Source organism: Pseudodesulfovibrio sp. S3, assembly GCF_004025585.1.
In the GTDB taxonomy this organism is placed as follows: domain Bacteria; phylum Desulfobacterota; class Desulfovibrionia; order Desulfovibrionales; family Desulfovibrionaceae; genus Pseudodesulfovibrio.
Map to the genome: position 1 here is coordinate 148,328 of NZ_QTZO01000007.1, position 24,181 is coordinate 172,508.

Here is a 24,181-nt window from a genome sequence, read left to right on the forward strand (position 1 = left end):
TGGCGGGTATGTCCCGCAATGCCAGCAACGTATACTCAACCTGCACGCGAGTTCAAGTCGGAAGATGCGGCCTGCGGATCGGTTCCGATCCGCAGGCCGGTAAATCCCCCCCCCACTGCTCAGACTAGCCGATAGCGTCCTTGACGATTTTCAGCAGCTGGGCAGGCTCAAAAGGCTTGGTGAGGCTTGCGATTGCCTTGGGAATAGCGTACTTGATCGCGTTGAGGCCGCTGATGACCACAACGGGAGTGCGCTTGAGCTCTTCATCCTGGCTGATTTTGCGGTAGAACCTCGGACCCCATTCGTTGGGCATTTCCAGGTCCAGGGTGATGAGATCGGGCTTTTCCGCCTTGGCGATCTCCACGGCCTCGGAGCCGTCGGTGGCAGTCACGGTTTCATAGCCGTTGTCGCCGAGCAGCTCGGACAAGTAAGAACGGATTTCCTTGTCATCATCGACAATGAGAATCTTCTTGGACATAACATACCTCCTGGTACGCATGAATCAATTGAATTGATTCTTGATTTGCCGCAGTCGCTCCCGCCAAGGCCGACTGCGGCATTAATATTTTATCCGCGCCCGGCTGATGCCGGGCGCGTTGTTCACGCGTTAGACCTTGTCAGGCTTGCTGACGCTGACCACCGGGCAACCGGCGCGCAGGATGACCTGCTCCATGGTGGAGCCGATGCGGGCCAGTTCCGGGTCCAGTTCGCGGTTGTGGTGCGCCATGACGATGAGGTCGGCGCTCCGCTCGCGGGCCATTTTGACGATTTCCACATAGGGCACGCCTTCCCACACCTCGACATCGAAGTTCTTGAAGTCGCCCATCTGCGACACGTAGGTGGCGCGGATGCGCTCACGGGCCGCGATGAGTTCGTCTTCGATGGCGTTCTGGTCAAGCACCTTGCCGCTGATATCCAGGGCGTGGAACAGCGTCAGATCGCAATCCAGTTCCTTGGCCGAGGCCAGGGCATACTTGAATGCGCTCTCTGCCTGTTTGGAGAAGTCCGTGGCAAAGAGGATGCTGCCGAAGCCGCCCCAGTAGGAAGCGGTTTCGCGGTGCACGGTCATGACCGGACACCGGGCGGCCTTGGCCACGCGTTGCAGGGTGGAACCGGGGTAGCCCTTGCGGTATGCGGACGAGTCGCCGGAGCTGGCACCCATGACGATCAGGTCCACGTCCTCGGCGCGGGCAGCGCGAAGGATCTCGCGGTGCGGCACGCCGGTGGTGGTGATGATCTTGGAGAACTCCACGGATTCGATCTGCTTCTGGAAGGTGGATTTCAGCTCCTCCTCAACCCAGGCGCGGTATTCGTCGTCAACCTCGATTTCTTCGCCGGTGCGGACGTCATTGACCACCTGGGAAAACGCCTTGGTGGGGACGCCCATGACATTGAACACCACGACCTCGGCTCCATAGCGCTTGGCCATGTCGAATGCGACACGGGCGGCACCGAAGGTGGACGGAGCTCCGCTGGTGGCCAACAGAATCTTTTTGAACATATTTCACCTCGTCCTTTGGTTACTCGTCCTTGGGCAGAAGATGCTCGGGAACATCCAGCATCTTGATCACCAGCGGTTTGAGGAAGGACCAGCGGATGCCGATTTCATACTCTTCCTCCAGGTCGCGGATGGCGTCCCAGCAGTTGTGGCAGGGCGCGATGACGAGCTTGCAGCCCGTATCGATGATCTGCTCCATCTTCTTGCGCAGGGCCATGTTGCGCTGGGGGCGGTATATGCCGATACCGTTGAAACCGCCGCCACCGCCGCAGCAGTAGTTGTGCTCCTTGGCCGGGGCCATTTCCACGAAGTAGCCCGGTTCCACGATGTAGCTGAGGATCTCGCGGGTGACGTCTTTCAACCCCTGGTTGCGCACGTAGTTGCAGGAATCCTGCAAGGTGACAGGTTCCTTGATGCGCTTGGTCGGATCGATCTTGAGCTTGCCTGTGCGCAGTGCCTCGGCCAGCCATTCCACATAGTGGATGTAGGGCACGGGGGGCTGTCCGTCGGGACGACCGGTCCAGTAGGGGCCTTCGATGACCGTGGCACGGTGGGCATGGCCGCACTCGGTGCCGATGGCCCGTTTGGGCCGCAGCCGCTCGATGGCGTCGTAGACGTTCTGGACGTTGTCCTTGCAGCATTCCCAGTCACCGGCAAACATGGACAGGGAGGTCTGTTCCCATCCCTCGGAGGGGACGGTCCAGTTTTCTCCGGCCACGTGGAAGAGGATGGCTGCTTCGGCCACGTCTTCCGGGTAGTGCTTGGGCTCGCGGGCGTTGCAGGTGTACATGATATCCGCATCTTCCTTGTCGATGGGGATTTCAAGACCCGGCCATTCTTCTTCGGTCTCCTCGGCCATCCATTCGCAGGTATCGACCCAGTCTTCGGTGGTCACGTCCATCTGGGCGCGGTACACGCGGTGCATGCCGGAACCGATCTTGAGTTCCCACGGCACAAAGCCCTGGGAGTAGAGCAGACCGCGCAGGTAACCGAACATGACGCCCATGTCGATGCCGTGCGGGCAGTACATGCCGCAACGGTTGCAGCAGGTGCACTTGGACCAGGCGGTCTCCATGCACATCTGCATGAAGGCGTTGTCGACCTTGCCTTTTTTCTTGACGATCACCCCAAGGGTGGACTGGATCTTGTAGGACGGGACCTGTTCGGGGACGCGTCCGTTGACCTGATAGAGAAAGCAGCTCTCGGCGCACAGGCCGCAGTGAGCACAGATCTCAAGCCAGGTCTTGGTTCTTGATTTCATGGTTTTCTGGATGGCGCCCCAAAGCTTGTCGGAGTCAACTTCCAGGTGGTTCATTTCTTCGTAGTATTGCTTGCCGCCCTTGTCCGACAGCGTCAGCTTGAGCTGTTCGTCGGTGTTGATGGGCGTCTTGTTGCAAAGTATTCCTTCAGGCATTTTGCTTCTCCATTCTGAGTAGGCTGTATGAGACGCCTGGTTACCAGGCCATGTCCGAGCCCTTCATGCCACCGCGCTTGATGCCGTAGTCCATGCCCAGCTGCATGCGGGACATGAAGAACAGGACGGCGTGGCTGAGCTTGGTGAAGGGCAGGCACAGAAGCCAGATTTCTCCGCTGATGATATGCGCCATCAGCCAGAAGTTGTAGTCACCCATCTCGTACCGTGCGATCAGACCGGTGATGAAGGGCATCACGGTGATGACGATCAGCAGGTAGTCGTAGAAGGTGGTGATGATGCGCACTTCCGGGAAGGCGATACGGCGAAGGACCATGAACAGTCCGCCCACCAGACAGGTCCAGGCGAGCACGTCCGCCACCATGGTGGGCAGCGTGGGCAGGCTGAAGCCAAAGGCCTTGCTCAGCATCACGTTGTGGGCTTCCAGGAAGATCGGGGTGACAAGCAGCCCGATGTGGAAAGCGAAGAAGATGATGGTGAAACCGGGACGCACGCGCCACAGCCGGGCCTTGAACGGGATGATGAAGGCCAGGATGGACCGTAGTCCGCCCCGCATACCGTATTTCATGTTGGGGCGGTATGCCACCCGGTCGAGCTGCCAGTGTAGTCCTCGGACGTACATCACGGCGCGAACGAGCAGGCCGCCAAAGCTGACGAGAAACGTCACCCAGAGCATCGGCCCTGTCAGGAAATCGTACATTTCCGCTTCTCCTTGATTGTCATATCGTTAATCGGAAAACGATGGCCCTGAAGGCTAGTCGTCCTTTTTGTTGCCGCCCATGAGGAACTGCCAGTAGAGGGTGACCCCTACGAGAATCCCGCCCATGATCAGGTACACGGTACCCTTGGTAAACGTGTAGTAGTCTTGGAGTGTGAAGAATTCCATCTGGGTGCCTCCTAGTGTTCGTCCTTGTAGTCAGGGTGCACGTAGAAGATGGGCATCCTGGTGGTGATGAACCGGAAAACAAGCACGCCTATGGTCACCACGAACAGGGAGATGGTGATCTCGCCCCAGCTCGGGAAGTACCGCTCCGCCGAAGGCAGTTGGTAGTTGAAGGCGATCATGGAGATGTTGAACCGGTTGACGACAATGCCGAGGACGGTGAGGCCCGCGGCCCATTTGATCAAGGTGATATTCTTGTCCCGTACGCCGATGGCGTAGAGGAAAGAGGGCAGGGCCACGAAACCGAGCATCTCGACCAGGTACCAGGCTCCGTAGCCCGTGGTCAGGTAGTGCCAGTTGTTGTCGTAGGCCAGGCCGATGAGCTTGATGGAGAAGTACCCGAACAGCACGAGGGAAGCGGCCTTGGCAAAACCGAGGACAAGGCCATCGTGGTTGCTCAGGTACTCCTCATCCATCAAGTGGTGCATGGGCTTGTGGGAGAGGGTTCCTTCGAAGATGACCATGGACAGGCCCGCGCAGATGCTCGACACGAAGAAGAAGACCGGCAGGTACTGGGAGTACCACAGCGGGTGCAGCTTCGAGGGCACGATGGTGAACAGCGCGCCAAGGGAGGATTGGTGCAGGGTGGACAGGACCACGCCGAAGATGGTCAGGGCCAGGGTCAGCTTGACCACGACGTTGCGGATCTTCTTCATGCCGAGCCATTCGAAAAGGGCCGGGGTGAATTCGATGAACAGCACGGTCAGGTACAGGAACACGCAGAGACCCACTTCGAAGAGCAGGGACGTGGTGCCCTGCTGGACGAAGATCGGGTAGGGCAGACGCCACGGACGGCCCACATCGTAATGCAGGGCGAAGACCACCAGGGCATAGCCCAGGAAGGCGGTCAGGATGGCCGGGCGGACCCCCGAATGGAACTTTTTGAGACCGAACACGTAGCAGGCGGCCGAGGTGGTGTATCCTCCGGCTGCCAGGGCAACGCCGCACATCAGATCGAAGCCGATCCAGATGCCCCAGGGGTTGTTCTGGTCAAGGTTGGTGACGGCGCCGAGGCCGACGGTGAAACGCATCACGGTGACGATGAGTCCGGCGATGAGAATGATTCCAGCAATGATATTGAACGGCGTGAAGAGCGATCTCTTTTCGGCCATGGTGGTGTCGACAGACATCTAGGACTCCTCCTCGTTGGTTTCGGCGTCCTCTGCCTTGGGAGCGAGAGCCTCTTCAACGGCCTTCTTGACCTCGACCTCGATGCGACGCTGGCTATTCTGTTCGGCCTTGCCCAGCTCCTCGTGGAGCTTCTGCTCGGCTTTTTCGCCAGCCCGTTTCAGGGCATCCTTGACAGCTGCGACGCGTTCGTCGTTGGCGATCTTCGCGTTCCGCTGGGTCACGGCATAGATGCCGCCCAGCAGCACGGGCCACAGGCCGACCACGATGGGTACGGCTGCCAGGGCTCCGGCGGTCAGCTCCGGCGCGGACTGGGTTCCCAGGTCCTCGCGCAGGCCGATTTCGGAGAAGGGCTCGCCAGAGATATACATCCAGCTGGTACCGCCCATCTCGTGCTCGCCGTAGACGTGGTCCACGTAGCGTTCGGGGTAGGTGTTGATGCGCTCGCGGGCGATCTTGATCAGTTCGGCGCGCGGCCCGAAGGTCAGCGCCTCCTTGGGACACTTCTCCACACAGCCGGGGAGCTTGCCTTCGGCCAGGCGGGGTGCGCACATGGTGCACTTCATGACCCTCGGGGTCAGCGGCTCGTCATATTCGTATGCCGGGATCGAGAACGGGCAGGCAACCATGCAGTAGCGGCAGCCGACGCAAACGGAAGCGTCGTAGGTCACGGCACCGTTGGGTTCCTTCTTGAAGGCCTTGACGAAACAGGCGGAGGCGCAGGCGGGTTCCAGGCAATGGTTGCACTGAGACTTGCGAAACACCGGGCCGGTCTTGCCCTGGTACTTGTTGACCACGGTATAGGTCTTTTCGTCGGTCCGGCGCCGGGTCTCCAGCACGGTCAGATCGTCGAAAGGCATATCGGGCGCTGGCAGCTCGTTGACTTCGTTGCAGGCCAGCTCGCACTTGCGGCAGCCGATGCAGCGGGTTGCGTCAAAGAGCACGCCCTTGGTGTCGGGATGCGGGCCGAATTTCTTGCCCCCGGCCGTAGCCGACACGGGAAGCGCGACGCTCGCGCCTGCGGCGCCCAACAATCCGAGGAATGTTCTGCGTAACATCATTTACTCCTTCGGTTAGTTGGTTTTCTTCTCGTGGCACGCAACGCAATTGGTGGCAGCGGGCTTTTCGAGTTTCATTTCAGTATGGCAGGACATGCACTGGCCGTGGTAGGCGGCCTTGAGGCCGGGCTTGCCCTCGACAGCGAACGGCTTGCCGTGACAGGAGGCGCACTTGGGCGGCGTCTTGGTGGCCGGGCTGTTGTGGTGGCAGCCTGCGCAGATGGCCTCAGGCGCGGCATGGAATGCGGTGGCCAGTTGGCTGTCCTTCATGCCGTCCATGAGCGAGAGCACGATCTTGCGATGGGGCATCTTGCTCGGCAGGTATTTGTCGGAGATGACCCCGATGTTCACGAATTCGGGGATGTCCTCCACAGCCACCTGAGCCGGGCTCTGGGGACGGGCTGCGATGACGGTGGCGGCTTTGGCTGCCAGGGTTTCCTTGGGAGCGGCGGCCAGCATCTTGAGGGAGCCGTCTTCCTGGTTGCCCACGTTGTGGCAGGCGACGCAGGAGGCATCGGAGAGCACCTTGGCAGCGGGACGGCTTGCGTGGCAACCGGCGCATTCGGGCTTCTTCTGTTCCACGGCGTGACACCCGATGCAGGAGCTGTCGGACTTGACGTCATGCAGGGCTTCGAAGGTCATTTCGTCGGATTTGGCGTTGACACCCTTGGTGTGACAGGTCAGGCAGTTGTCCACCTTTCCTTCATGGAACTTGTGATCGAAGGCAACGTACGCCATGCCCGAGACCTTTTCAGGCGCAGGGGTTTCGGCTTTTGGCATCATCAGGACAGCGTCAGGCTGTTTGCGCGGCAGGCGCGGCAGTTCTCCGCCCATGGCCTTGAGGTCCTTGGCCAGCTCGACGTTGCGTTTGGCCACTTCCTCTGTGCCGTGACAGCTTGCACATTGTACCGGGCCGCTGCGTTCCGCTTTCTTTTCGATGAGCGTCTGGTGGCAGGTGACACACTGGTTGTGGAAGACTTCCTGAGTGCTCTTTCCAGCGTTGTCGGCTGCGAAGCGCCAGCTGTCTTCCTCGCCCTTTTTCTTGTGGCAGGAACCGCAGTTGGTCTTCTCTCCGGCGTCTGCAGGAATGACCTTGGAATCCCAGTGGATGAAGTGGAGCATGTTGTCCATACCCGATCTCACCTGCCGGGAGGTCACCTCAGGCTTGGCCTGGTGACAGCTGCGACATTCACCGACCATGGGGCCGGTCTTGAATCCCTTGTCGTCGCTCTTGACGTGACAGGTGATGCAGCCGTCGTGATAAATGTCTTTGAGCTCGGACGCGGTCAGTTCCGGCTGACCTTCGCCTTCCAGCCTGTTGAAGGTCAGGGCCATGTCGCCCTTGGCGTCCTTCTTGTGGCAGGATTCGCAACTCATGCCCTGATCTTTCAGGGCCTTGGTGTGTGCGTCGTGTTTGAACACGGCCGCAGACTGTTCGAGTACCTCTAGTTTCGCGATGGTGTCGATCATGATCACGTCCGGTCGCCCGGCGGCCTCATCCGCCGAGCCGAGCATACCCATGGCTTCCAACTGGAAGCCCAGCACGCCGACCAGCGCGATCACGATGGCAGTCAATCGCAGTATCCGTTTACCGTTTGCCATGTGTCGATCCCTTTACTCAAAAGCGTTGATGGCAATGAACCGGCCTCTTGGCCCGTTCCCCTAGTCCCTTTACGGGACTCTTCCGGCCCCCAAGCGCGGCTTGAGATTGCCGCGCAAAAAACTGGTCTTAAAATCCTCCTGTCCAGGTTGGTTAAAATACCTACCGGGTCGCGAGGTTTTTACTCCATACCGGGCCGGTATGTTATATATAAGGCACTAGTCAAGCATATTTTTCATTTTGGTAATAATTCTTATAAGTATTATAACTACATTGAATTAAAGAGGAACCTGTTTAGGAGGTTTTGTTGAAAACTGTTTTCAAGTTCTGCTTTTCGGTCAGAGACGGCACGGTTTTTCTGGAAAAACACCGTGGCGAAAATTACCTACTGAAAAAGTAGAAATTTATATGCCGGAAATGGAAACAGGTTGTTTTTTTTGGGGGGAAGCAAGTGAATGCAGAGAGGACTCGGGGCAGAAAAAAAGACCCTTCCGGTTGGAAGGGTCTTTTTTTGGGTGAGACAGGATGAAAAATCGAGAAAAGCAAAGGGCTGTTCTCGATGGGAGGGCCGTATCTTAGGGCTTTTTCACGATTTTATGGACCCATCGGTTTTCAGAGACACGGTCGGAAACAACGTATCCCCGTTCACGCAGGTAGCGCATTTTTCTGCCGCCGTCTCCATAGGAGAAAAGCCGCTGTCCGACCTGGTGTTGGTTGAGAAACGTCATGGCCGCTTTTTTATAATTCAGACAGAAGAAATCGAACATATGTAAACCTCCAATAGCAAGGAAGATGCGCAACCTAGCACTGCCGTTCGAATCAGTCCACCACAAGTTTAACAAGTATCCCGGTGGAGTTCCGTAACCCCCCTGGTGGTACTGCGGCAGAATCGTTGCAATGCGGCGCCTTCGGATGACATGTTCGCCTCTTCTGTTCGAAAAGGGGTGTTTCAATGCCGGCGAACTGTTTTTTTTCTACTTTTGTTGTTATGTCCAAATCCTTGCCTTTTCATTTTGCGCAGGAAATCCATGTTAAGCTATTTGCGGAATTATGAAAGGCTTCTCATGAGAAAAACGAGAACTCATGGCGAACGGGCAGATCCTGCATGTAGCACACAGGGGTGATCGAATGCTCATGTTTATTCGGTCGGGGTTGTGATCCACGACAAAAATCTTTGGATCTCCGGCAACGGTGTTGCCTGATAACGTGTTGGTATGGTTTGACATCTTTTGTGTGATGGTGCCGGTCCCTGCTTCGGGCTCGAAAAGTCTTTACCTGCGAAGAAGCCCAAGGCGGTCCGTAGGCGCGGCGGCTTCATCCCAAATGACTTGGGACAGGCGGGAACGTGACTCTGTAAAAAGCGGCTCAAGTCCTTTTGTAGATGAATAAAATGGTCGGCTCTGCGCCGTACTCGTCATCAGCTTGAAGCCCGGCGTCCAGCAGCCAGGACATGGTGTGTATGGCCTCGTCTCGAGATGTCATTTCATAGCGCATGGGGTGCTTGTGGCTGCTGTCGTCCCGGTTGGAACCGGCATCATCAATGCCCACATACCAGCCTTGGTTCACGCCGCCATGGTGATTTATGTGACGGAGCGCCTGTTCGGCCGCTTTCCTGTTGATTGGGGGTTCATCTGAAGTGATCATGTGGGATGAACTATCAGCATAATGCAATCCGAGGCAACCGTTAGCTTGTCTGGCGGGACGTGAAACTGATGTCTGATTTTGACAAAACCCGACGTACGGAAGCGTTGGGATGTCTTGTCCGTTCAGGTGGAGTCTGCCCATGGACATGCAGCTTTTCTGCACAAAAAAAGGGTGGTGAGTATTTCTACTGACCACCCGGAATTATGCGAATATCGCCAGCCTTGCTTACCCGATCATCTCCAGAAAGGCCTCAATGCGAACACGCAGTTGCTCGGTGTCCGCATCTGAATAGTCTGTCTCGATGTGCAGGTAGGGCATTTTCTTGTCGCCCTGCACGAACTTGCGGATTGTTTCCGCTTCCACGTTGTACGTATGGCAGGCTTGCCACGTGAGGTCTACGACGGCATCTGCGCTGAAATCATCGATCATGGTGTTGAGGAGTTCGATTCGGCCAGGGTTGGGAGACATGATCGAGCAGGGGGTTGCGAGATACTTTTCTGCCAGGGCCGTGATCGGAGCCTTGTCAGTGTCCACCATCATGGTCTTCTTGTAGCCCGTGCAGTTCTCAAACGCCACGACAGTGCCGCCTGCGTCTTCGATGAGCTGGCAGACCTTGTGCGAGCCCATGCCCATGGGGACACCGGAAATGATGATACGAGGTCCTTGTTTGATCTTTTCGATTGGCGTGTTGCCGATTTCATCGACGACTGCTTCAAGGAGTTTGACAGACTCCTGCTTGGACGCAAAGAAGCCCGCTTTGAAAATAATCTCAAGCATTTTCATGCCGGAAATCGGCGCGGGAGACTGTTGGTTGAGATCCATGAGCCCCTTGAGTGCGGCCGCCTCTCGATTGGTCAGTTGAATGGCTTCCCTCAGCATGGCGTCGGTTATTTCGACCCCGCATTCCAGTTCGACTCGCTCCTTGAAGCGCAGTATTTCGCCCTCCCAGAACGGGGCTGTCACTGAAAGTTCCTGATTGTGCGGCAGATACATCAGATGGAGCGGCTTCAGCTCGGCCATTTGCTCGAACATCTTCTTTTTGCCGTCGCAAGTGGAGTCGGCAACGATAAGGTCGGCTGCCTTGAAGTAGGGGCAAGAATCTTCGACCGCAAACCCGAAGCTCGATTTGATCAGGGGACAGAGGTTTCGCGGCAGTGTTTTTTCAGCGGCGGGAATGGGGTCGTTCCGTGTGCCGCACAGGCCGACCGTAATGCCGCCTGCTGCCAGAGCTATTTCAACCGGTGAATACAGACAGTAAAAACCGAAAACCTTTTGTCCTTTATCCTTGGCTCCGGCAACCTCCAAGGGGTTCTGTTCTGCTCTCGTGGTCAACTGGTCAATAGAAGCGTAGTTCATGGAGTCTCCTTCTTCAAGTTGTCAGAATGAATTGGCTATGCAGTTACGCGTTTTTTGCTGCAATAAGGGCTGCCCCGATGGCTCCGGCAAAGGGGGCGAGCGGCGGGGCGATGAGTTCAATGTTGAGTGCCTTGGAAAAGCACTCGGCAAGATCGGCATTTCTGGCGGTTCCGCCCGTGAAGGCAATATTCGGAGTCAGTGGAATCCGCCCTGCCAGGCTGGTCAATCGTTTTGCAATGGAAATCACGATTCCGGCCGCCAGGTCCTTTCGGGAAACACCGGAGGCGGTCAGGCCGATCACTTCGGATTCCGCAAAAACGGCACACATGCTCGAAATGGGGGCAGGGTTTCCCAAGGAGGCAAGAACTCCGAAATTATCGAGATCGACCCCCAATGCTATTGCCATGTTGGCAATGAACCGGCCGGTTCCGGCAGCGCATTTGTCGTTCATGAGGAAATCACGGACATTGCCGTGTTCATCCAGGGAAATGAGCTTGGAATCCTGGCCGCCGATGTCGAGCACGGTCATGGCGTCAGGCACCAAATGTTTCGCGCCCAGAGCATGGCAGGATATTTCCGTTACCCGTTTGTCAATCCCGGAGGCCATATTCCGGCCATACCCCGTTGCGACCGTTCGGATAATTTCAAAATCGGAGGAGGGCAGGAGGGAAAGAGCTTCCTCCAAAGCCTCTTGGGCCGCCGCTTTGGGATTCCAGCCAGTGCTTTTCTCGGCAACAGCGATCACTTCATTGGAAATCCCGTCTATAATCGCAGCCTTGGTGGCTGTTGAACCGATGTCCAGCCCGGCGAACGCCATCGTATTGATGGCGCCGGCTGGATCGCTGCTTGTGCGATCCAGGCTTTTATCACCAATTATGCTATGTATTGCGCGCAATTAAGCCTCCCACTATGATGAATTGTATTGGGCTATACAGCGAAAGTATCAATGGTGGCAATTTATATTATCAATATGGAGACTTGGCATCATTTGCGTGGCCGTTAGCCTGACGAGTCGGAAATGGGGTATGATTTGGGCTGTTAAGCTCATCTGGAAGGGGCGGCATTGGAACAATATCTGAACTCGGAGTATCCGCCGTGCCGTACTGAGGTGGGACACATCTATTCCTCCTCTGAGTCGATACTCATAATCTCATGACCAAAAAAAGGTTCAAACCCGCCATGCGGATTTGAACTTTTTGGGCTGACATAGATAACTGCTCTTTTGGAGAGCCGTAATTACACCTGAATTCACATTCTTTTGAATACAGCCAAAAATACTGGCGAGGAATCCCATTGTATTTCCTCAGTTGGCGCTTGGCCTGGTTCCAAAAAATCTCAATTCCATTGATATGGTTGTGTCCATCAACATACCTTTTCAGGTGGTTGATGCGATAGTGTTTAAATTCAGATACATCCAGTATTTTATATGACGACAATCCATCCGTATAAACAACGCTATCGGGCTGTACCTGAGAGTCGATGCTCTTTTTTACGGTTTTTGATTGAGTATTTGGCAGAATCTGAGCGAAGACCTTTCCATTCCGCTTAAGAATGCCAAATACTGCGACTTTGCCAGCAGTTCCTCGGCCTCGAATCCCACGCCTGTAGCCACCAAAGTAGCTTTCGTCGATTCACCTTCACTAGAAAACATCTCAACTGAGGGCGTTTGATGGTCTATAATACACTGCAATCTTTGGTGAAAGCTAATTGCCGTATTGCGGTTTACCCCTACCAAGTCACTGGCAGTTCGGGATGGGGTGCCTGCAACGAAATGTTCAATGAGGCGATCCGAAATACGCCCGATAAACGTGATCTCTTTAACCTCATGGTTTCCCTTATATGGAGAGAGATCTATGTCAGACCAGTGTTTTTTATGCCAAATTTTATCGTTTGTGCTGCGTAATGAAATTTTTAAGCATTTGTTAACGTTTTAAGTATTCTGACAGCTGTCGGCTATCTGAATGTCCATATTTAATGCACTGCTGCATTCTTTGTTGAGTTTTGTATATCTATCCTCTATAGAGCTCATTGCTGATCTGAATGTGATTCCGGGGTGGAATCTTAACCAATTGATATTCTAAATAAAGCCAAATTCGTCGTGAGGCGGAGACGGAAAGCCACGGGTCTTCATGTTGATTGAAGACAGCCGGGTTGCCGAGTGAAAGCTGCGTCAGAGCTTCCATTCTCCTATCATAGTCTAAATTTTGGCCTAACCGAGTTTGCCATGCGGCAAGCTGCGAGGGCTTTGCTGTGGTCAAAGAGCGGGGGATGCTTCTCTTTCACAAGAGAAAGCACGGTGGAGGCACTCGCTGCCACCGACAATTTGCATTCTATTTTCTTTTGTGTATCGCGCTTTTTGCACCCAGCCTTTGCTGCGGCGCACCCATTGACGACGCCATCCGACAGCAACAGCAGATTCAGCAACAGCAGGAACAGCGTCGCCAGGAGCTGGAACGCCAACACCTGGAGGGGCTTGAAAAGCCGCCTTCCGGTGAAGACTTGCGTCTCCCCGAAGTCCCCCAGGCCGCTCCGGGTGCAACGTGCTTCCAGGCAAAATCCATTGAACTCAAGGGCGTCACCCTCCTCAGTCGATCTGAAGTCGACAGCATAACGAAAAAATATCTCGGCAAGTGCCTGACGCTGAATGACGTGAACAACCTCGTCCGCGACGTGACCAACGCCTATATCGACAAGGGCTACGTCACCACACGTGCCGTTATTCCTCAGCAAGATTTATCTGCCGGGCATCTGGTCATCCTCGTTGTGGAGGGCAAGGTGGAAGGCATTGAGTTCAAGGACGGTCAGGGAGCTGTCAGAGAACTCAGGGGAGCCTTCCCCGGCATTGCCGGCGAGTACCTGAATCTGCGCGATATCGAGCAGGGGCTGGATCAAATGAACCGGCTTCCGTCCAACAACGCCAAGATGGAGTTAGTACCCGGCGACGAACCGGGAACGAGCCGGATTGTGGTGGAGAACGAGCCCTCCCGGTCTTGGCGGTTATCTGCCGGGCTGGATAACTCCGGTCAGGATTCCACCGGGCGCAACCAGTATATTTTGACGTTTGGCAAAGACAACCTGCTCGAAATGAACGACCTGTTGGATCTGCATATAAACGGCGATGCCGAAGCCTGGACCAATGGGGAGCATCAGAAAAGCGGGACGATCAATGGTTTTTACTCGATTCCTTTGGGATATTGGACCTTTTCGACATCACTCAGCCGGTACGACTACCGGACCACCATCAAGAGCGGAGCCTCGGAATACAGCTCCGCCGGTAACACCACGACCACGAGCCTGTCCGTGGACCGGGTGCTCAGGCGTGATGCCAACAGCAAAACCTCACTTGGTCTCTCCTACACCCATCGTGACACCCAAAACTATTTCAGCGGCGTAAAGCTGGCCGCAACCAGCCAGGTCCTGGCGGTGGCGGGCGCTTCTCTCAACCATAGCCACCGGCTTTTTGGCGGGCTGGTTTCCGGACAAGTCGGCATCAGCCATGGCCTTCCCATACTGGGTGCCGAACGCGACAGGAATCCCGCACCGGACACTCCCCGCGCCCAGTTTTCCAAGGTCATCTTCGGCGGGAGTTATTACCGCCCCTTCACGATCGAAAAGACCAATTTTACCTGGAGCACCAGGTTTTCCGGCCAATGGTCGGAGCACACGCTTTACAGCGCCGAACGCATCAGTATCGGCAGCCGGTATACGGTGCGCGGCTTTCATGAGGACAGCCTGAGCGGCGACACCGGGGTGTACATCCGAAATGAGCTGGCCATGGATATGACCGGCATCAGCGGCACAGCGTCCCTAATGGCAAAGATGCTGGGCAAGGCGCAGCTCTATGCGGGCTACGATGCCGGAATAATCAAGTCCGATGACAAGGAGCTGGAAGAGCGTGGCTCGCTTCAGGGCGCTGTCCTCGGTGTCCGAACTTCCGGCGGCAACATTGTCATGGACATGGCCATTGCCAAGCCCCTGGACGCGCCGGCCTCTATGATAAACGACGATCTCGAATTTTACACATCCATTCAATACGCCTTTTAGTTGTGGGAGACTGCTATGCTTAACGCTTTGAAACAACTGCTGATTGCCTTCATGATCGGGCTGATCCTGTGTCCGCCCTCCCTGGTCTATGCCGAAGGCATTCATGTCGACCCCAATGCCGCCGCACAACACCAGGCCACCATGGAGGCCGCCCGGAACGGCGTCCCGGTGGTCAACATTGCCGCACCCAACGGCAGCGGCCTGTCCCACAACCAGTTTACGGACTTCAATGTCGGCACCCAGGGCGTCGTCATCAACAACAGCACCGGGGTCGGTGTGTCCCAACTTGGCGGTGCACTTGCTTCCAACCCTAATTTCAATGGCCGGGCAGCTTCCACCATCCTCAATGAGGTGACCGGCAACGGGCGTTCGAATATCCAGGGCTTCACCGAGATATTCGGCCAGGCCGCCAACTACATCCTCGCCAACCCCAATGGTATTTCCGTCAACGGCGGCGGGTTTATCAATACGCCCAAGGCCTCGTTGGTCACCGGCACCCCGGAGTTCAGCGGCAACAATCTGCTCGGGCTGAATGTCTCCGGCGGTGACATCCTCGTGCACGGCGCAGGTATCAACGCCAACAACATCGACGCATTCGAGCTGGTCACGCGTGTTGCCAATATCAATGCCGAAATCTATGCCAAGAAGCTGAACATCGTCACTGGCCGCAACCTGTATAACCCGGCCACGGAGACCGCGACTCCGCTTGCGGCAGACGGCTCCCCGGTCCCGACTGTTTCCATTGACTCCACCGCCCTGGGCGGCATGTACGCGGGCCGCATCAAGCTCGTCGGCACCGAGGCAGGCGTGGGTGTCAACACCCAGGGCATTGTCCAGGCAACCCAGCATCTGGAAATGACGGCGGACGGCAAGATTCAGATCAAGGACAGCGCCTCTTCGGCAGGAACGTTGGCGCTCACCTCGAATAGCGATGCCGTGGAGATATCCGGCACGGTCAAGGCCGCAGGCACGGCCACCATTGCCGGCCAGACCGTCACCGTGACCAAGGTCGATCCAACGGATGCTGCCGTAATCAGCGCGGCCAAGGTCGTGGTCAATGCGGGCACCCTGGATAACCGGCACCTTGTTGCTGCCGACACTGATCTGACCGTCTCCGCGACCTTCCTCAACAATATCGGCACGCTCTACTCCGGGGGCACCGGCCTTTTCCGGATCAGCGACACCCTGCACAATAACCAAGGCACCATTCTTTCCAAGGGTGACATGGTGTTTGAAGGCGCAGCAGCGGGCCAGAAGATGGAGACGCTGCACAATGACTCTGCGGTCATAGAGTCGCTTGATGGAGGGCTGACCTTCCGTGCCAAGACATTCAATAACAACAACTCGCTGTTCACCCTGGTCGAGGGCGACCAAGTACTGTTCTACGAAGAAGCAGGATACTGGACCGGAAGAGATCGCAATAGGGGCAGGACCGATACAATTTTTGAACTCTACACTGGGCGTGCGCCGTTGGGATCACCGCCCAGAACCATAGCTCTTATTTATCCGGGCCATTTGGAGGCTATTGGGCTTGATTCTTCTCGCCACGCCCATTCACGGCAGGAGATGCTCGACGCCCTGGCTATCGTAGACGCTGCCCAGGCCGCTGACCCCGATGCCCTAACTGCCGATCAAATCCTGCTCGTGGACCAGGTTCGCACGATGGTCAATACGGGAAAACTGTACTTCGGAACCATAGAGGCTTTCACCAGTGGCTATTTTGTGGCCGCCTCGGTCACTCAAGATACGGCTACAGGCCAGGACCAAGGGGCAGCCATTGCCGCTCAGGGCAATATTCTCGTGGAAGCGGACACAGCCACTAACAACGTCAGCACCATCACCTCAGCCACCGGCGACATCCAGATCAATGCCGATACTTTTGCAAACGTGGGTCAGGGGATCTACAAGCGTACGACCTATGAGTGGGGTCGTGGCGTCTACCACAGCCACAGTACTCCGCACATTGTGCCCACCGGCGGAGGGAAGGAAACGGCTCTGACTCCCATCGACTCTGCCTATGGTCTGCTTGAAGCGGGTGGCAAGGTAAGCATTAGTTCCGGTGTGGTTGCCAACGGTGTGGTCGAGCACAACGGGGTCCTCAATCCTCCCGACCCGGCGAGCCAGGCCCAAAAAGTGGACGATGTCGCTGCCATCACCAATGCCTTGCCCAGTAATGGCCTGTTTCAGCCCAATACTGACCCTGCCCAGAATTACCAGATTGAAACCAACCCGAACCTGACGGATCTGAATAACTTCTTTGGCTCGGATTATGCCCTGACGCACATGGGCTTCGACCCCAACGACATCGCGAACAAGCGGCTGTGTGACGGATATTGCGAAACCACAACGGTGAGCAAGCAGATCCAGGAGTTGACAGGCCGCCGGTTCCTTGAAGACGGGGTCGCCACGGACACCGAGCAGTTCGTCAAGCTCATGGATAATGCGGTCCAGGCTCAGACCGGTCTCAGCCTGAGTGTGGGCGTGGCCCTTTCCAGGGAGCAGGTTGCCGCTCTGACCCAGGATATTGTCTGGCTTGAACGGCAGACGGTCAACGGCGAGGAAGTGTTGGTACCGGTGGTCTACCTCTGCTCCAATAGTATGAAGGACATTATTCAGGACGGCTCGTCCATCATCGGCAGGGAAGTGGAGATCGACGCCGATACTGTGGTAAATGCAGGTCTGATAAAATCCGATGGTCAGCTTACCGCCACGGCTGAATCGTTTTTCAACATGGGCGGCACGGTCGCCGGACAGGATATCTCCATTACGGCCACGGACTCCATCTATAACACCGGCGGCACCGTGTCCGGTGACACTGTAGCATTAACGGCAGCAAAAGATGTGGTTTCCACGTCTGAAACCGTGGAGTTTTCTGGGCTTGGCACCGCTTATGACCAAGTGTCCAAGAGAGCAAACATTTCATCCACGGGCAGTCTTTCCATACAGGCGGGAGGCAACGTCACTGTTGTGGGAACGGATCTGAAGTCAGGGGGGGATACGACCCTCTCGGCGGGAGACTCTGTGGTCATCAGTTCCCAAGAGTTGGAGTATGCCAATAAATTGAGTGGGTCGGGATTCAGCACCCACACCGATATCACACACAATCGGTCGAGCACGGTCGATACCGGCGGCAACCTGAAGATTGAAGCCGGAAAGGATGTTGCTGTCCATGGCAGCCAACTTGAGTCCAGCGGCGACACTAACATCAAGGCCGGTGGCAATGTGTCTGTCACGGCTGCAACAGACAGCACAGACTTTTATTCCCACATCTCCGGCGGTGGAGGAGGTCTCTTCGGCGGCAAGAAATCCCAAACTGCCGTTCTACAGCAAAAGCAGAATGTCGCCTCTTCCATCAAGTCCGGCGGCTCAGTCACGATGGAGTCGGGAACCTCGGACGCAACCGGCAGCCTGTCCGTCGTCGGCAGCAAACTCGAAGCAGAAGATGACATCACGCTGAAATCCGCCAATGAGTTGCTCATCGCTTCGGGCGAGGAACAACATTACCAGAAGAACGAGGAGAAAAAATCCGGCTTCATGGGCACCGGCTCCATGGAGCTCAGTGAGCACAACGGTGTATCCACCGTCCGTAGCGAAGTCGAAGGCGGCGGTAAAGTTGCGCTGGAAGCCAAAAACGACATCACCCTCAAGGCCGCCACCATCAAATCCGGAGATGAGACCGAGATCACCAGTACCGATGGCCAGGTGGCCATGCTGGTGACCAAGGACAGCGAGTATGAGCGGGTGGTCAAATCGAGTACCGGGTATTTTTCCTGGTCCACTTCGGACGAGGGCACCAATGACGAGACCGTCCAGCACACCAAGATCACAGCTGGAGGTGGCCTGACCATCACCACGGCCGAGGGCGTGGTGGTCCAGTATAAGGAGACCGGCAACGTCCAGGAGGACATCGCCCAACTGGCCCAGGCACCGGGCCTGGAATGGATGGGCGAGATAGCCCAGCGTGACGACGTGGATTGGCAGGCTGTGCAGGAAGTGCACAACCAATGGAAGGAATCCGATAGCGGCATCGGAGGACCGGGCATGCAGCTCGTGTCTCTGGCCATGGCCGTAGCTTTGTCATTTACTCCCGGCGGCCAGAGTTTCGCCACGGGCGTCTTAAAAATGGCTGGAGACTCTGCAATGACAGCCGCCGTAGCAGCAGGCTTCAACTCCCTGGTCATCCAGGCAGGCATGCAGATTGTCGGCAACGGTGGCGACATCGGAGCCGCGTTGCAGGCTCTGGCCTCCATCGACACGATCCGCGCACTGGCTACGGCTATGCTCACGGCTGGGCTGAGCAAAGGACTCACGGATTACATCAATGGTGGCGATCAAGTTGCCGCAGCCACCGAAGCAGCCTCAGATGCGAGCGAAACTGTCAACGAGGCCTCCTTCATCGCCGACCTTGCCCAGAGCCTTCAGGACAACGCTATCCAGGCCGGAGTAAGCACCGGAGTAGACACCGCCATCAACGGCGGCAACTTGGGCGAGAACCTCCTGGCGAATATGCGCAGTGCTGCGGTCTCCTCATTAGGTGCTGAACTCGCTAACGAAATCGGTTCGGCCTACGCCGATGGCGATCTGAATTACGTCACCCACAAGATCGCCCATGCCGCCTTAGGCGGTGCCATGGATGTGGCAATGGGCGGCGATGGTGTCTCTGGAGCCATCGGTGGTGTCGTCGGCGAGATAACCGGTGAGGCTCTGGCGGGCGAAATTGAGGAAGCGTTGTTGTCGGGTGACATTGCTTCTAGTCGTATCAAGGAATGGACTGACGCGGGCGTGGACCTTTCTAAGCTTGCCGCAGGGCTCGCAGCTGCTGCGGCTGGTCAGGATATTGATACGGCAGCCAATGCCGGAGAAAATGCAGCCGCTAATAATGCCGCTCAGTTTCTATTCGTTCTTTGCACTCTCAATCCAGTTGTACTTGCTTTGATGGTGGGAACAGCCGCAGGTGCGATTTATATCCAAACCCATCAGGACGAAATACGGCAAGGATCTGCCAGTGCTTTGGCAGCACTGAAACAATTTGCTGCCAATCTGAGTGCAAGCTTGTCAGACGAAGAGAAACAACAGATAATCGGGATACCCTCTTCTACTCCGACCAATGGTGTAAGCACTGGCACAGAAGGATCTCCAAGTGACACCGTCGTTGACAGCGGAAGCACGACTACACCAGACGATTCTGGACTTGTGGATTCCGGCACGGTCAGCGGAGATACAAGTGGGCAGGTTGATTATAATGGTGTTGTTACTCAGGTTGAAGAAAATTGGCATCAAGGAACATTTCCAGATACAACTAGTTCCATTGATTATCATCTTGCTAAACATGGCAAAGGTCGAAGCGCAGAAGAGTACACCAATGATGCAATGGAGTTTTTCTCAAAACATAAAGGCGAGGCTCAAGAGGTATTGCTTAAAGATGGCACACCAGGTCTCAAAGTTCAAATCAAGACTATTGTCAACGGAAAGGCAGTAAGACAAGGTGGCTATTGGACTAAAGGTGGAAAACTAGTTACTTATTGGGACTAACATGGAAAAATTAAGTAAAGCAATTAAAAGTCATATGTCAATACAGATTCCTACAGCTGGTGAAAATGATATCTATGCTGATTTTATTTCAGAGTTAATTGAAACAGATAGTTACTATCTCGGCATGGCATTTTCAGTTGTTAATGGGAGGGAGGTGACTATTGATTTTCATTATATTGAGGCATTAATTAGCACTTTTCAGACATCATTAACTGATATTGAAAAGCATAAATGTGATATGTATGTGAAATCTCTTTGTCGAATCTGTGACCTGTTACAAGAAGTAAAGAACGGGGTCAGGTCTTGAATTATAAGGTTTTTGCCCGCATGAGTGTGATGAGAATTAGGGGGACAGTATACCTAATTCTTGACTTGGTAGAGTCCATGTAGGATATTGCGCCCATGCCGAGAATTGCTCGTATTGTCGTACCCGGTGAGGCCCACCATGTGGTGCAGCGAGGAAACCGCCGATTGCCCACGTTCTTTTGCGAGGCGGATTACCAATTGTATCTGGAACTTGTCAGGGAGTGGTGCGACAGATATTGCGTGGCCATCTGGTGCTACTGCCTGATGACCAATCATGTGCATCTGATTGCCGTTCCAGAGACCGAAAGCGGTTTGCGCCTGGCTTTCGGGGAGGCTCACCGCCGCTACTCGCTCCATGTCAACAAGCGTGAGGGATGGACCGGCCACCTGTGGCAGGATCGCTTTTCCTCCTTTGTCATGGATGAGGCGCATGCGCTCGCGGCTGCCCGCTATATCGAACGCAATCCCGTGCGTGCAGGCATGGTCTCGGACCCTGCCGATTACCCCTGGAGCAGCGCCTTGGCCCATTTGCAGGGGCGGGACGATATTCTGGTAAAGGCAGGGCCTCTGCTTTCCATGGTTCCGGATTGGCGAAGCTTCATAGCCTCAGGGGATGCGCAGGATGCTATGGATGCCTTGAGTAAGCATGCACGGACAGGCCGCCCACTCGGCAACGACGCGTTTTTCGATCGGTTGCAAGCCCGTACAGGAGTGGACTTGCGACGCCGGAAACCCGGCCCGAAGAAGCGGAATTAGGTATACTGTCCCTCTAATTCCATCAATCTTCTCACGGAGACAGTTGCCACCAAGGCCCCTTTCACCGTGACAAAGTCTGGCCTGTCTATTTATAGAGTGAACTATGGTGGGAAAGACTTTGATTTGGGAGTGGTAATTGGTAACAACGGTTTTGTCGTAACATCTTATCCATGGAGCAAATAGCTATGGACAAAATTAGATTGATGCTTGAGTGGCTCACTTCTCCTTTATGGTATAGTAACGATAGCGGAGCAATTTACACCTTGGAAGCAGACGATTTACCGATTGATGATAAATTAAAAAGAGATATAAAAAAATGGAATAAAGTATTCCAGTCTACTTATGTACAAGAGGATCCCTCTGAAATTGGTTTTTCTTCAAAGAGTGCTAATAGGCTTCTCACCCAAGCTCTTGAGGAAGAAGGACAGTATTTATATCCTCAGCTCAAGAAGCAGCTTGCAGGCAAGTACATAGTTACATATAAAAAATAACAAGAATCATAAGAATGGGGGCAGGTCTTGTTTTTGTTGTTTTGCTAGGAATTAGAGTGAGATCATACGTATTTAACCGCTTAAAGGCCCGGCGCAACCGGGCCTTTTCTTTTACATACCCCCCCCCCATTCCTCCCACGACCGCCGCCAGATCAACCGCGCCACCATCGGCGAGGGCGAGATCATCATCCGTTCCGACCCCGATGCCGGGCTGGAGGGCCTGAACCGCGACCTCGCCAAAGCACAGGAGATCACCAAGGACAAGAAGACCTCGGTCACGGTGTATATTGATAGTGCCGCGATTGAGGAGATGGCGAGTGGGAATTAGGGGGGAATTAGGGGGACAGTATACCTAATTCTTGACTTGGTAGAGTCCATGTAGGATATTGCGCCCATGCCGAGAATTGCTCGTATTGTCGTATCCGGTGAGGCCCACCATGTGGTGCAGCGAGGAAACCGTCGATTGCCCACGTTCTTTTGCGAGGCGGATTACCAATTGTATCTGGAACTTGTCAGGGGGTGGTGCGACAGACATTGCGTGGCCATCTGGTGCTACTGCCTGTTGACCAATCATGTGCATCTGATTGCCGTTCCAGAGACCGAAAGCGGTTTGCGCCTGGCTTTCGGGGAGGCTCACCGCCGCTACTCGCTCCATGTCAACAAGCGTGAGGGATGGACCGGCCACCTGTGGCAGGATCGCTTTTCCTCCTTTGTCATGGATGAGGCGCATGCGCTCGCGGCTGCCCGCTATATCGAACGCAATCCCGTGCGTGCAGGCATGGTCTCGGACCCTGCCGATTACCCCTGGAGCAGCGCCTTGGCCCATTTGCAAGGGAGGGACGATATTCTGGTAAAGGCAGGGCCTCTGCTTTCCATGGTTCCGGATTGGCGAAGCTTCATAGCCTCAGGGGATGCGCAGGATGCTATGGATGCCTTGAGTAAGCATGCACGGACAGGCCGCCCACTCGGCAACGACGCGTTTTTCGATCGGTTGCAAGCCCGTACAGGAGTGGACTTGCGACGCCGGAAACCCGGCCCGAAGAAGCGGAATTAGGTATACTGTCCCTCTAATTCTAATTGGTGATAAGATTGAGCAATTGTCAACTGAGGTTGGAACAGAAATTGCCGCAGTATTAGGGCGCGGGAAAGACTCCACCCAACTCGCTTATCCACCCGCTCAGGAGGATATCGATGCATCCAAGTTTGGGCTTAATCTGTTTATCGGTTCCCTTGGGTCTATTGTTGGCGGCAAGGCAGTTCTTGGCGATAAGGGGTTGGGTAGTTCTTCACGGACTAAGTTATCTTATGATAAGAGTACTGGAACTTGGAAGAGTCCTGCGGGTTTAGTCTATGGAGATGATCCCAACTTTGGAAACAGGATTAAGCATGTGTTGGCTCACGGGGAGTCAAATCCTAAGAAAGCTCAGCACTCAGTGTTTAATGTTGAGAAGCATGAAATCCTCGGCTTAGTCGACGAGGCTTGGAAGATGAAAGGGAATCCAAGGACCGAAGGAGCGGTCCATATTTTTGAGCCCAATATGAACAAAGTCGTTGGCACAAATGGTGAAACATCAATTCGAATAGTAGTTAGGAAGGGAACATGTGAAATTATTTCTTCTTATCCCATTAAGTAAGGTTCAACATGATAGATTATATAGAAATTGACAGTGATGATATTGTCTACTGCCCCATTTTGCATGATGGTCGATTAAAAAAAATAAATATTCTAAGTTTAAGCAAAATAATATATGTCTGCGAAGAATGTGAATTGATATGGGAAAGCGTTGATAATATTGTATTGAACAAGCCGAATGACATTTCAACAGTTAAGGAATACATTCGAAGCATTGGAATAACCATGCCTCCATTTATCAAGGCGGAAGAATGGGGAAAATATATTGAACACAAAGGCTATCTTCGGTTAAAGGATTTAGAGTGTTTTCTAAAGGACAAAAAAATTATAAAGATTTAGTTACTGGGAATTTTGGGTACACCTTACTAATTAACAGTCCATCAATAATAGGTATGATTCAAGAAGGCCCGACGCAACCGGGCCTTTTCTTTTGTTCCCTGACATAATTCCCCCCCCCATTCCTCCCACGACCGCCGCCAGATCAACCGCGCCACCATCGGCGAGGGGACAGGAATTAGGGGGACAGGGAATTAGGGGGACAGGGAATTAGGGGGACAGTATACCTAATTCTTGACTTGGTAGAGTCCATGTAGGATATTGTGCCCATGCCGAGAATTGCTCGTATTGTCGTACCCGGTGAGGCCCACCATGTGGTGCAGCGAGGAAACCGTCGATTGCCCACGTTCTTTTGCGAGGCGGATTACCAGCTGTATCTGGAACTTGTCAGGGAGTGGTGCGACAGACATTGCGTGGCCATCTG

At 54.8% G+C, this 24,181-nt stretch carries 20 protein-coding genes, 1 pseudogene and 1 riboswitch; of the genes and pseudogenes, 8 read left to right on the forward strand and 13 right to left on the reverse strand.

Annotation, left to right across the window (positions count from 1 at the left end):
- Nucleotides 1-124: 124 nt before the first annotated feature.
- From divK to DWB63_RS10230, 13 genes and pseudogenes are all read right to left on the reverse strand, one after another.
- On the reverse strand, nucleotides 125-478 hold the full coding sequence (divK, locus tag DWB63_RS10170) for a DVU0259 family response regulator domain-containing protein (protein WP_128328727.1): 354 nt from the start codon (nucleotides 476-478) through the stop codon (nucleotides 125-127).
- A 129-nt stretch (nucleotides 479-607) separates the two neighbouring features.
- Nucleotides 608-1,501 carry a universal stress protein gene (locus DWB63_RS10175; RefSeq protein ID WP_128328728.1) on the reverse strand — a complete coding sequence of 298 codons (894 nt, stop codon included), beginning with the start codon at nucleotides 1,499-1,501 and terminating at the stop codon, nucleotides 608-610.
- A 19-nt stretch (nucleotides 1,502-1,520) separates the two neighbouring features.
- Nucleotides 1,521-2,912 (reverse strand): sulfate respiration complex iron-sulfur protein HmcF, encoded by a 1,392-nt coding sequence (hmcF, locus tag DWB63_RS10180; protein WP_128328729.1) that lies wholly within the window; start codon nucleotides 2,910-2,912, stop codon nucleotides 1,521-1,523.
- A 40-nt stretch (nucleotides 2,913-2,952) separates the two neighbouring features.
- Nucleotides 2,953-3,630, reverse strand: coding sequence for a sulfate respiration complex protein HmcE (gene hmcE, locus DWB63_RS10185; protein WP_128328730.1), 678 nt, complete (start codon nucleotides 3,628-3,630; stop codon nucleotides 2,953-2,955).
- 54 nt (nucleotides 3,631-3,684) lie between these two features.
- Entirely contained in the window at nucleotides 3,685-3,816 is a 132-nt protein-coding gene (gene hmcD, locus DWB63_RS10190; protein ID WP_128328731.1) for a sulfate respiration complex protein HmcD, read from the reverse strand.
- An 11-nt stretch (nucleotides 3,817-3,827) separates the two neighbouring features.
- The gene (hmcC, locus tag DWB63_RS10195) at nucleotides 3,828-5,003 is read right to left on the reverse strand and encodes a sulfate respiration complex protein HmcC (protein WP_128328732.1); all 1,176 of its coding nucleotides are present in this window, start codon (nucleotides 5,001-5,003) and stop codon (nucleotides 3,828-3,830) included.
- Nucleotides 5,004-6,059 carry a sulfate respiration complex iron-sulfur protein HmcB gene (gene hmcB, locus DWB63_RS10200; protein ID WP_128328733.1) on the reverse strand — a complete coding sequence of 352 codons (1,056 nt, stop codon included), beginning with the start codon at nucleotides 6,057-6,059 and terminating at the stop codon, nucleotides 5,004-5,006. It abuts the gene before it with no gap.
- 15 nt (nucleotides 6,060-6,074) lie between these two features.
- Complete coding sequence (gene hmcA / locus DWB63_RS10205) at nucleotides 6,075-7,661, reverse strand: sulfate respiration complex hexadecaheme cytochrome HmcA (protein ID WP_128328734.1); 1,587 nt, start codon at nucleotides 7,659-7,661, stop codon at nucleotides 6,075-6,077.
- 573 nt (nucleotides 7,662-8,234) lie between these two features.
- Nucleotides 8,235-8,426 (reverse strand): hypothetical protein, encoded by a 192-nt coding sequence (locus DWB63_RS10210; RefSeq protein ID WP_128328735.1) that lies wholly within the window; start codon nucleotides 8,424-8,426, stop codon nucleotides 8,235-8,237.
- Nucleotides 8,427-9,024: 598 nt separating this feature from the next.
- Complete coding sequence (locus DWB63_RS10215; RefSeq protein ID WP_128328736.1) at nucleotides 9,025-9,303, reverse strand: hypothetical protein; 279 nt, start codon at nucleotides 9,301-9,303, stop codon at nucleotides 9,025-9,027.
- Between the two features lie 225 nt (nucleotides 9,304-9,528).
- Complete coding sequence (locus tag DWB63_RS10220) at nucleotides 9,529-10,659, reverse strand: double-cubane-cluster-containing anaerobic reductase (RefSeq protein WP_128328737.1); 1,131 nt, start codon at nucleotides 10,657-10,659, stop codon at nucleotides 9,529-9,531.
- Nucleotides 10,660-10,702: 43 nt separating this feature from the next.
- Complete coding sequence (locus DWB63_RS10225) at nucleotides 10,703-11,554, reverse strand: acyl-CoA dehydratase activase (RefSeq protein WP_241648776.1); 852 nt, start codon at nucleotides 11,552-11,554, stop codon at nucleotides 10,703-10,705.
- A 247-nt stretch (nucleotides 11,555-11,801) separates the two neighbouring features.
- Nucleotides 11,802-12,486: pseudogene (locus tag DWB63_RS10230) on the reverse strand (IS1595 family transposase).
- A gap of 249 nt (nucleotides 12,487-12,735) precedes the next feature.
- A riboswitch (cyclic di-GMP riboswitch) is annotated at nucleotides 12,736-12,818 on the forward strand.
- Nucleotides 12,819-12,999: 181 nt separating this feature from the next.
- Between DWB63_RS10230 and DWB63_RS10235 the strand changes: the two are divergent.
- The 8 genes from DWB63_RS10235 (at nucleotide 13,000) to DWB63_RS10270 (ending at nucleotide 23,760) form a co-directional block, all read left to right on the forward strand.
- Nucleotides 13,000-14,703 carry a ShlB/FhaC/HecB family hemolysin secretion/activation protein gene (locus DWB63_RS10235; protein ID WP_241648779.1) on the forward strand — a complete coding sequence of 568 codons (1,704 nt, stop codon included), beginning with the start codon at nucleotides 13,000-13,002 and terminating at the stop codon, nucleotides 14,701-14,703.
- Nucleotides 14,704-14,718: 15 nt separating this feature from the next.
- Nucleotides 14,719-20,235 carry a DUF637 domain-containing protein gene (locus DWB63_RS10240; RefSeq protein ID WP_128328739.1) on the forward strand — a complete coding sequence of 1,839 codons (5,517 nt, stop codon included), beginning with the start codon at nucleotides 14,719-14,721 and terminating at the stop codon, nucleotides 20,233-20,235.
- Between the two features lies 1 nt (nucleotide 20,236).
- The gene (locus tag DWB63_RS10245) at nucleotides 20,237-20,542 is read left to right on the forward strand and encodes a hypothetical protein (RefSeq protein WP_128328740.1); all 306 of its coding nucleotides are present in this window, start codon (nucleotides 20,237-20,239) and stop codon (nucleotides 20,540-20,542) included.
- Nucleotides 20,543-20,637: 95 nt separating this feature from the next.
- Nucleotides 20,638-21,297, forward strand: a complete 660-nt coding sequence (locus DWB63_RS10250; RefSeq protein WP_128328741.1) for a transposase — start codon at nucleotides 20,638-20,640, stop codon at nucleotides 21,295-21,297.
- Nucleotides 21,298-21,482: 185 nt separating this feature from the next.
- The gene (locus DWB63_RS10255) at nucleotides 21,483-21,788 is read left to right on the forward strand and encodes a hypothetical protein (RefSeq protein WP_128328742.1); all 306 of its coding nucleotides are present in this window, start codon (nucleotides 21,483-21,485) and stop codon (nucleotides 21,786-21,788) included.
- A 394-nt stretch (nucleotides 21,789-22,182) separates the two neighbouring features.
- A complete protein-coding gene (locus DWB63_RS10260; protein WP_128328743.1) occupies nucleotides 22,183-22,842 on the forward strand; it encodes a transposase in 660 nt (219 codons plus the stop codon).
- A gap of 43 nt (nucleotides 22,843-22,885) precedes the next feature.
- Nucleotides 22,886-23,422: a hypothetical protein gene (locus DWB63_RS10265; RefSeq protein WP_128328744.1), complete on the forward strand. Its 537-nt coding sequence runs from the start codon at nucleotides 22,886-22,888 to the stop codon at nucleotides 23,420-23,422.
- An 8-nt stretch (nucleotides 23,423-23,430) separates the two neighbouring features.
- Nucleotides 23,431-23,760, forward strand: a complete 330-nt coding sequence (locus DWB63_RS10270; RefSeq protein ID WP_128328745.1) for a hypothetical protein — start codon at nucleotides 23,431-23,433, stop codon at nucleotides 23,758-23,760.
- The last annotated feature ends 421 nt before the right edge of the window (nucleotides 23,761-24,181 follow it).

What these genes read in the sequence shown, in the direction of transcription:
- divK (WP_128328727.1), bottom strand. Translation starts at nt 478, where the DNA reads ATGTCCAAGAAGATTCTCATTGTCGATGATGACAAGGAAATCCGTTCT.
- DWB63_RS10175 (WP_128328728.1), bottom strand. Translation starts at nt 1,501, where the DNA reads ATGTTCAAAAAGATTCTGTTGGCCACCAGCGGAGCTCCGTCCACCTTC.
- hmcF (WP_128328729.1), bottom strand. Translation starts at nt 2,912, where the DNA reads ATGCCTGAAGGAATACTTTGCAACAAGACGCCCATCAACACCGACGAA.
- hmcE (WP_128328730.1), bottom strand. Translation starts at nt 3,630, where the DNA reads ATGTACGATTTCCTGACAGGGCCGATGCTCTGGGTGACGTTTCTCGTC.
- hmcD (WP_128328731.1), bottom strand. Translation starts at nt 3,816, where the DNA reads ATGGAATTCTTCACACTCCAAGACTACTACACGTTTACCAAGGGTACC.
- hmcC (WP_128328732.1), bottom strand. Translation starts at nt 5,003, where the DNA reads ATGTCTGTCGACACCACCATGGCCGAAAAGAGATCGCTCTTCACGCCG.
- hmcB (WP_128328733.1), bottom strand. Translation starts at nt 6,059, where the DNA reads ATGTTACGCAGAACATTCCTCGGATTGTTGGGCGCCGCAGGCGCGAGC.
- hmcA (WP_128328734.1), bottom strand. Translation starts at nt 7,661, where the DNA reads ATGGCAAACGGTAAACGGATACTGCGATTGACTGCCATCGTGATCGCG.
- DWB63_RS10210 (WP_128328735.1), bottom strand. Translation starts at nt 8,426, where the DNA reads ATGTTCGATTTCTTCTGTCTGAATTATAAAAAAGCGGCCATGACGTTT.
- DWB63_RS10215 (WP_128328736.1), bottom strand. Translation starts at nt 9,303, where the DNA reads ATGATCACTTCAGATGAACCCCCAATCAACAGGAAAGCGGCCGAACAG.
- DWB63_RS10220 (WP_128328737.1), bottom strand. Translation starts at nt 10,659, where the DNA reads ATGAACTACGCTTCTATTGACCAGTTGACCACGAGAGCAGAACAGAAC.
- DWB63_RS10240 (WP_128328739.1), top strand. Translation starts at nt 14,719, where the DNA reads ATGCTTAACGCTTTGAAACAACTGCTGATTGCCTTCATGATCGGGCTG.
- DWB63_RS10245 (WP_128328740.1), top strand. Translation starts at nt 20,237, where the DNA reads ATGGAAAAATTAAGTAAAGCAATTAAAAGTCATATGTCAATACAGATT.
- DWB63_RS10250 (WP_128328741.1), top strand. Translation starts at nt 20,638, where the DNA reads ATGCCGAGAATTGCTCGTATTGTCGTACCCGGTGAGGCCCACCATGTG.
- DWB63_RS10255 (WP_128328742.1), top strand. Translation starts at nt 21,483, where the DNA reads ATGGACAAAATTAGATTGATGCTTGAGTGGCTCACTTCTCCTTTATGG.
- DWB63_RS10260 (WP_128328743.1), top strand. Translation starts at nt 22,183, where the DNA reads ATGCCGAGAATTGCTCGTATTGTCGTATCCGGTGAGGCCCACCATGTG.
- DWB63_RS10270 (WP_128328745.1), top strand. Translation starts at nt 23,431, where the DNA reads ATGATAGATTATATAGAAATTGACAGTGATGATATTGTCTACTGCCCC.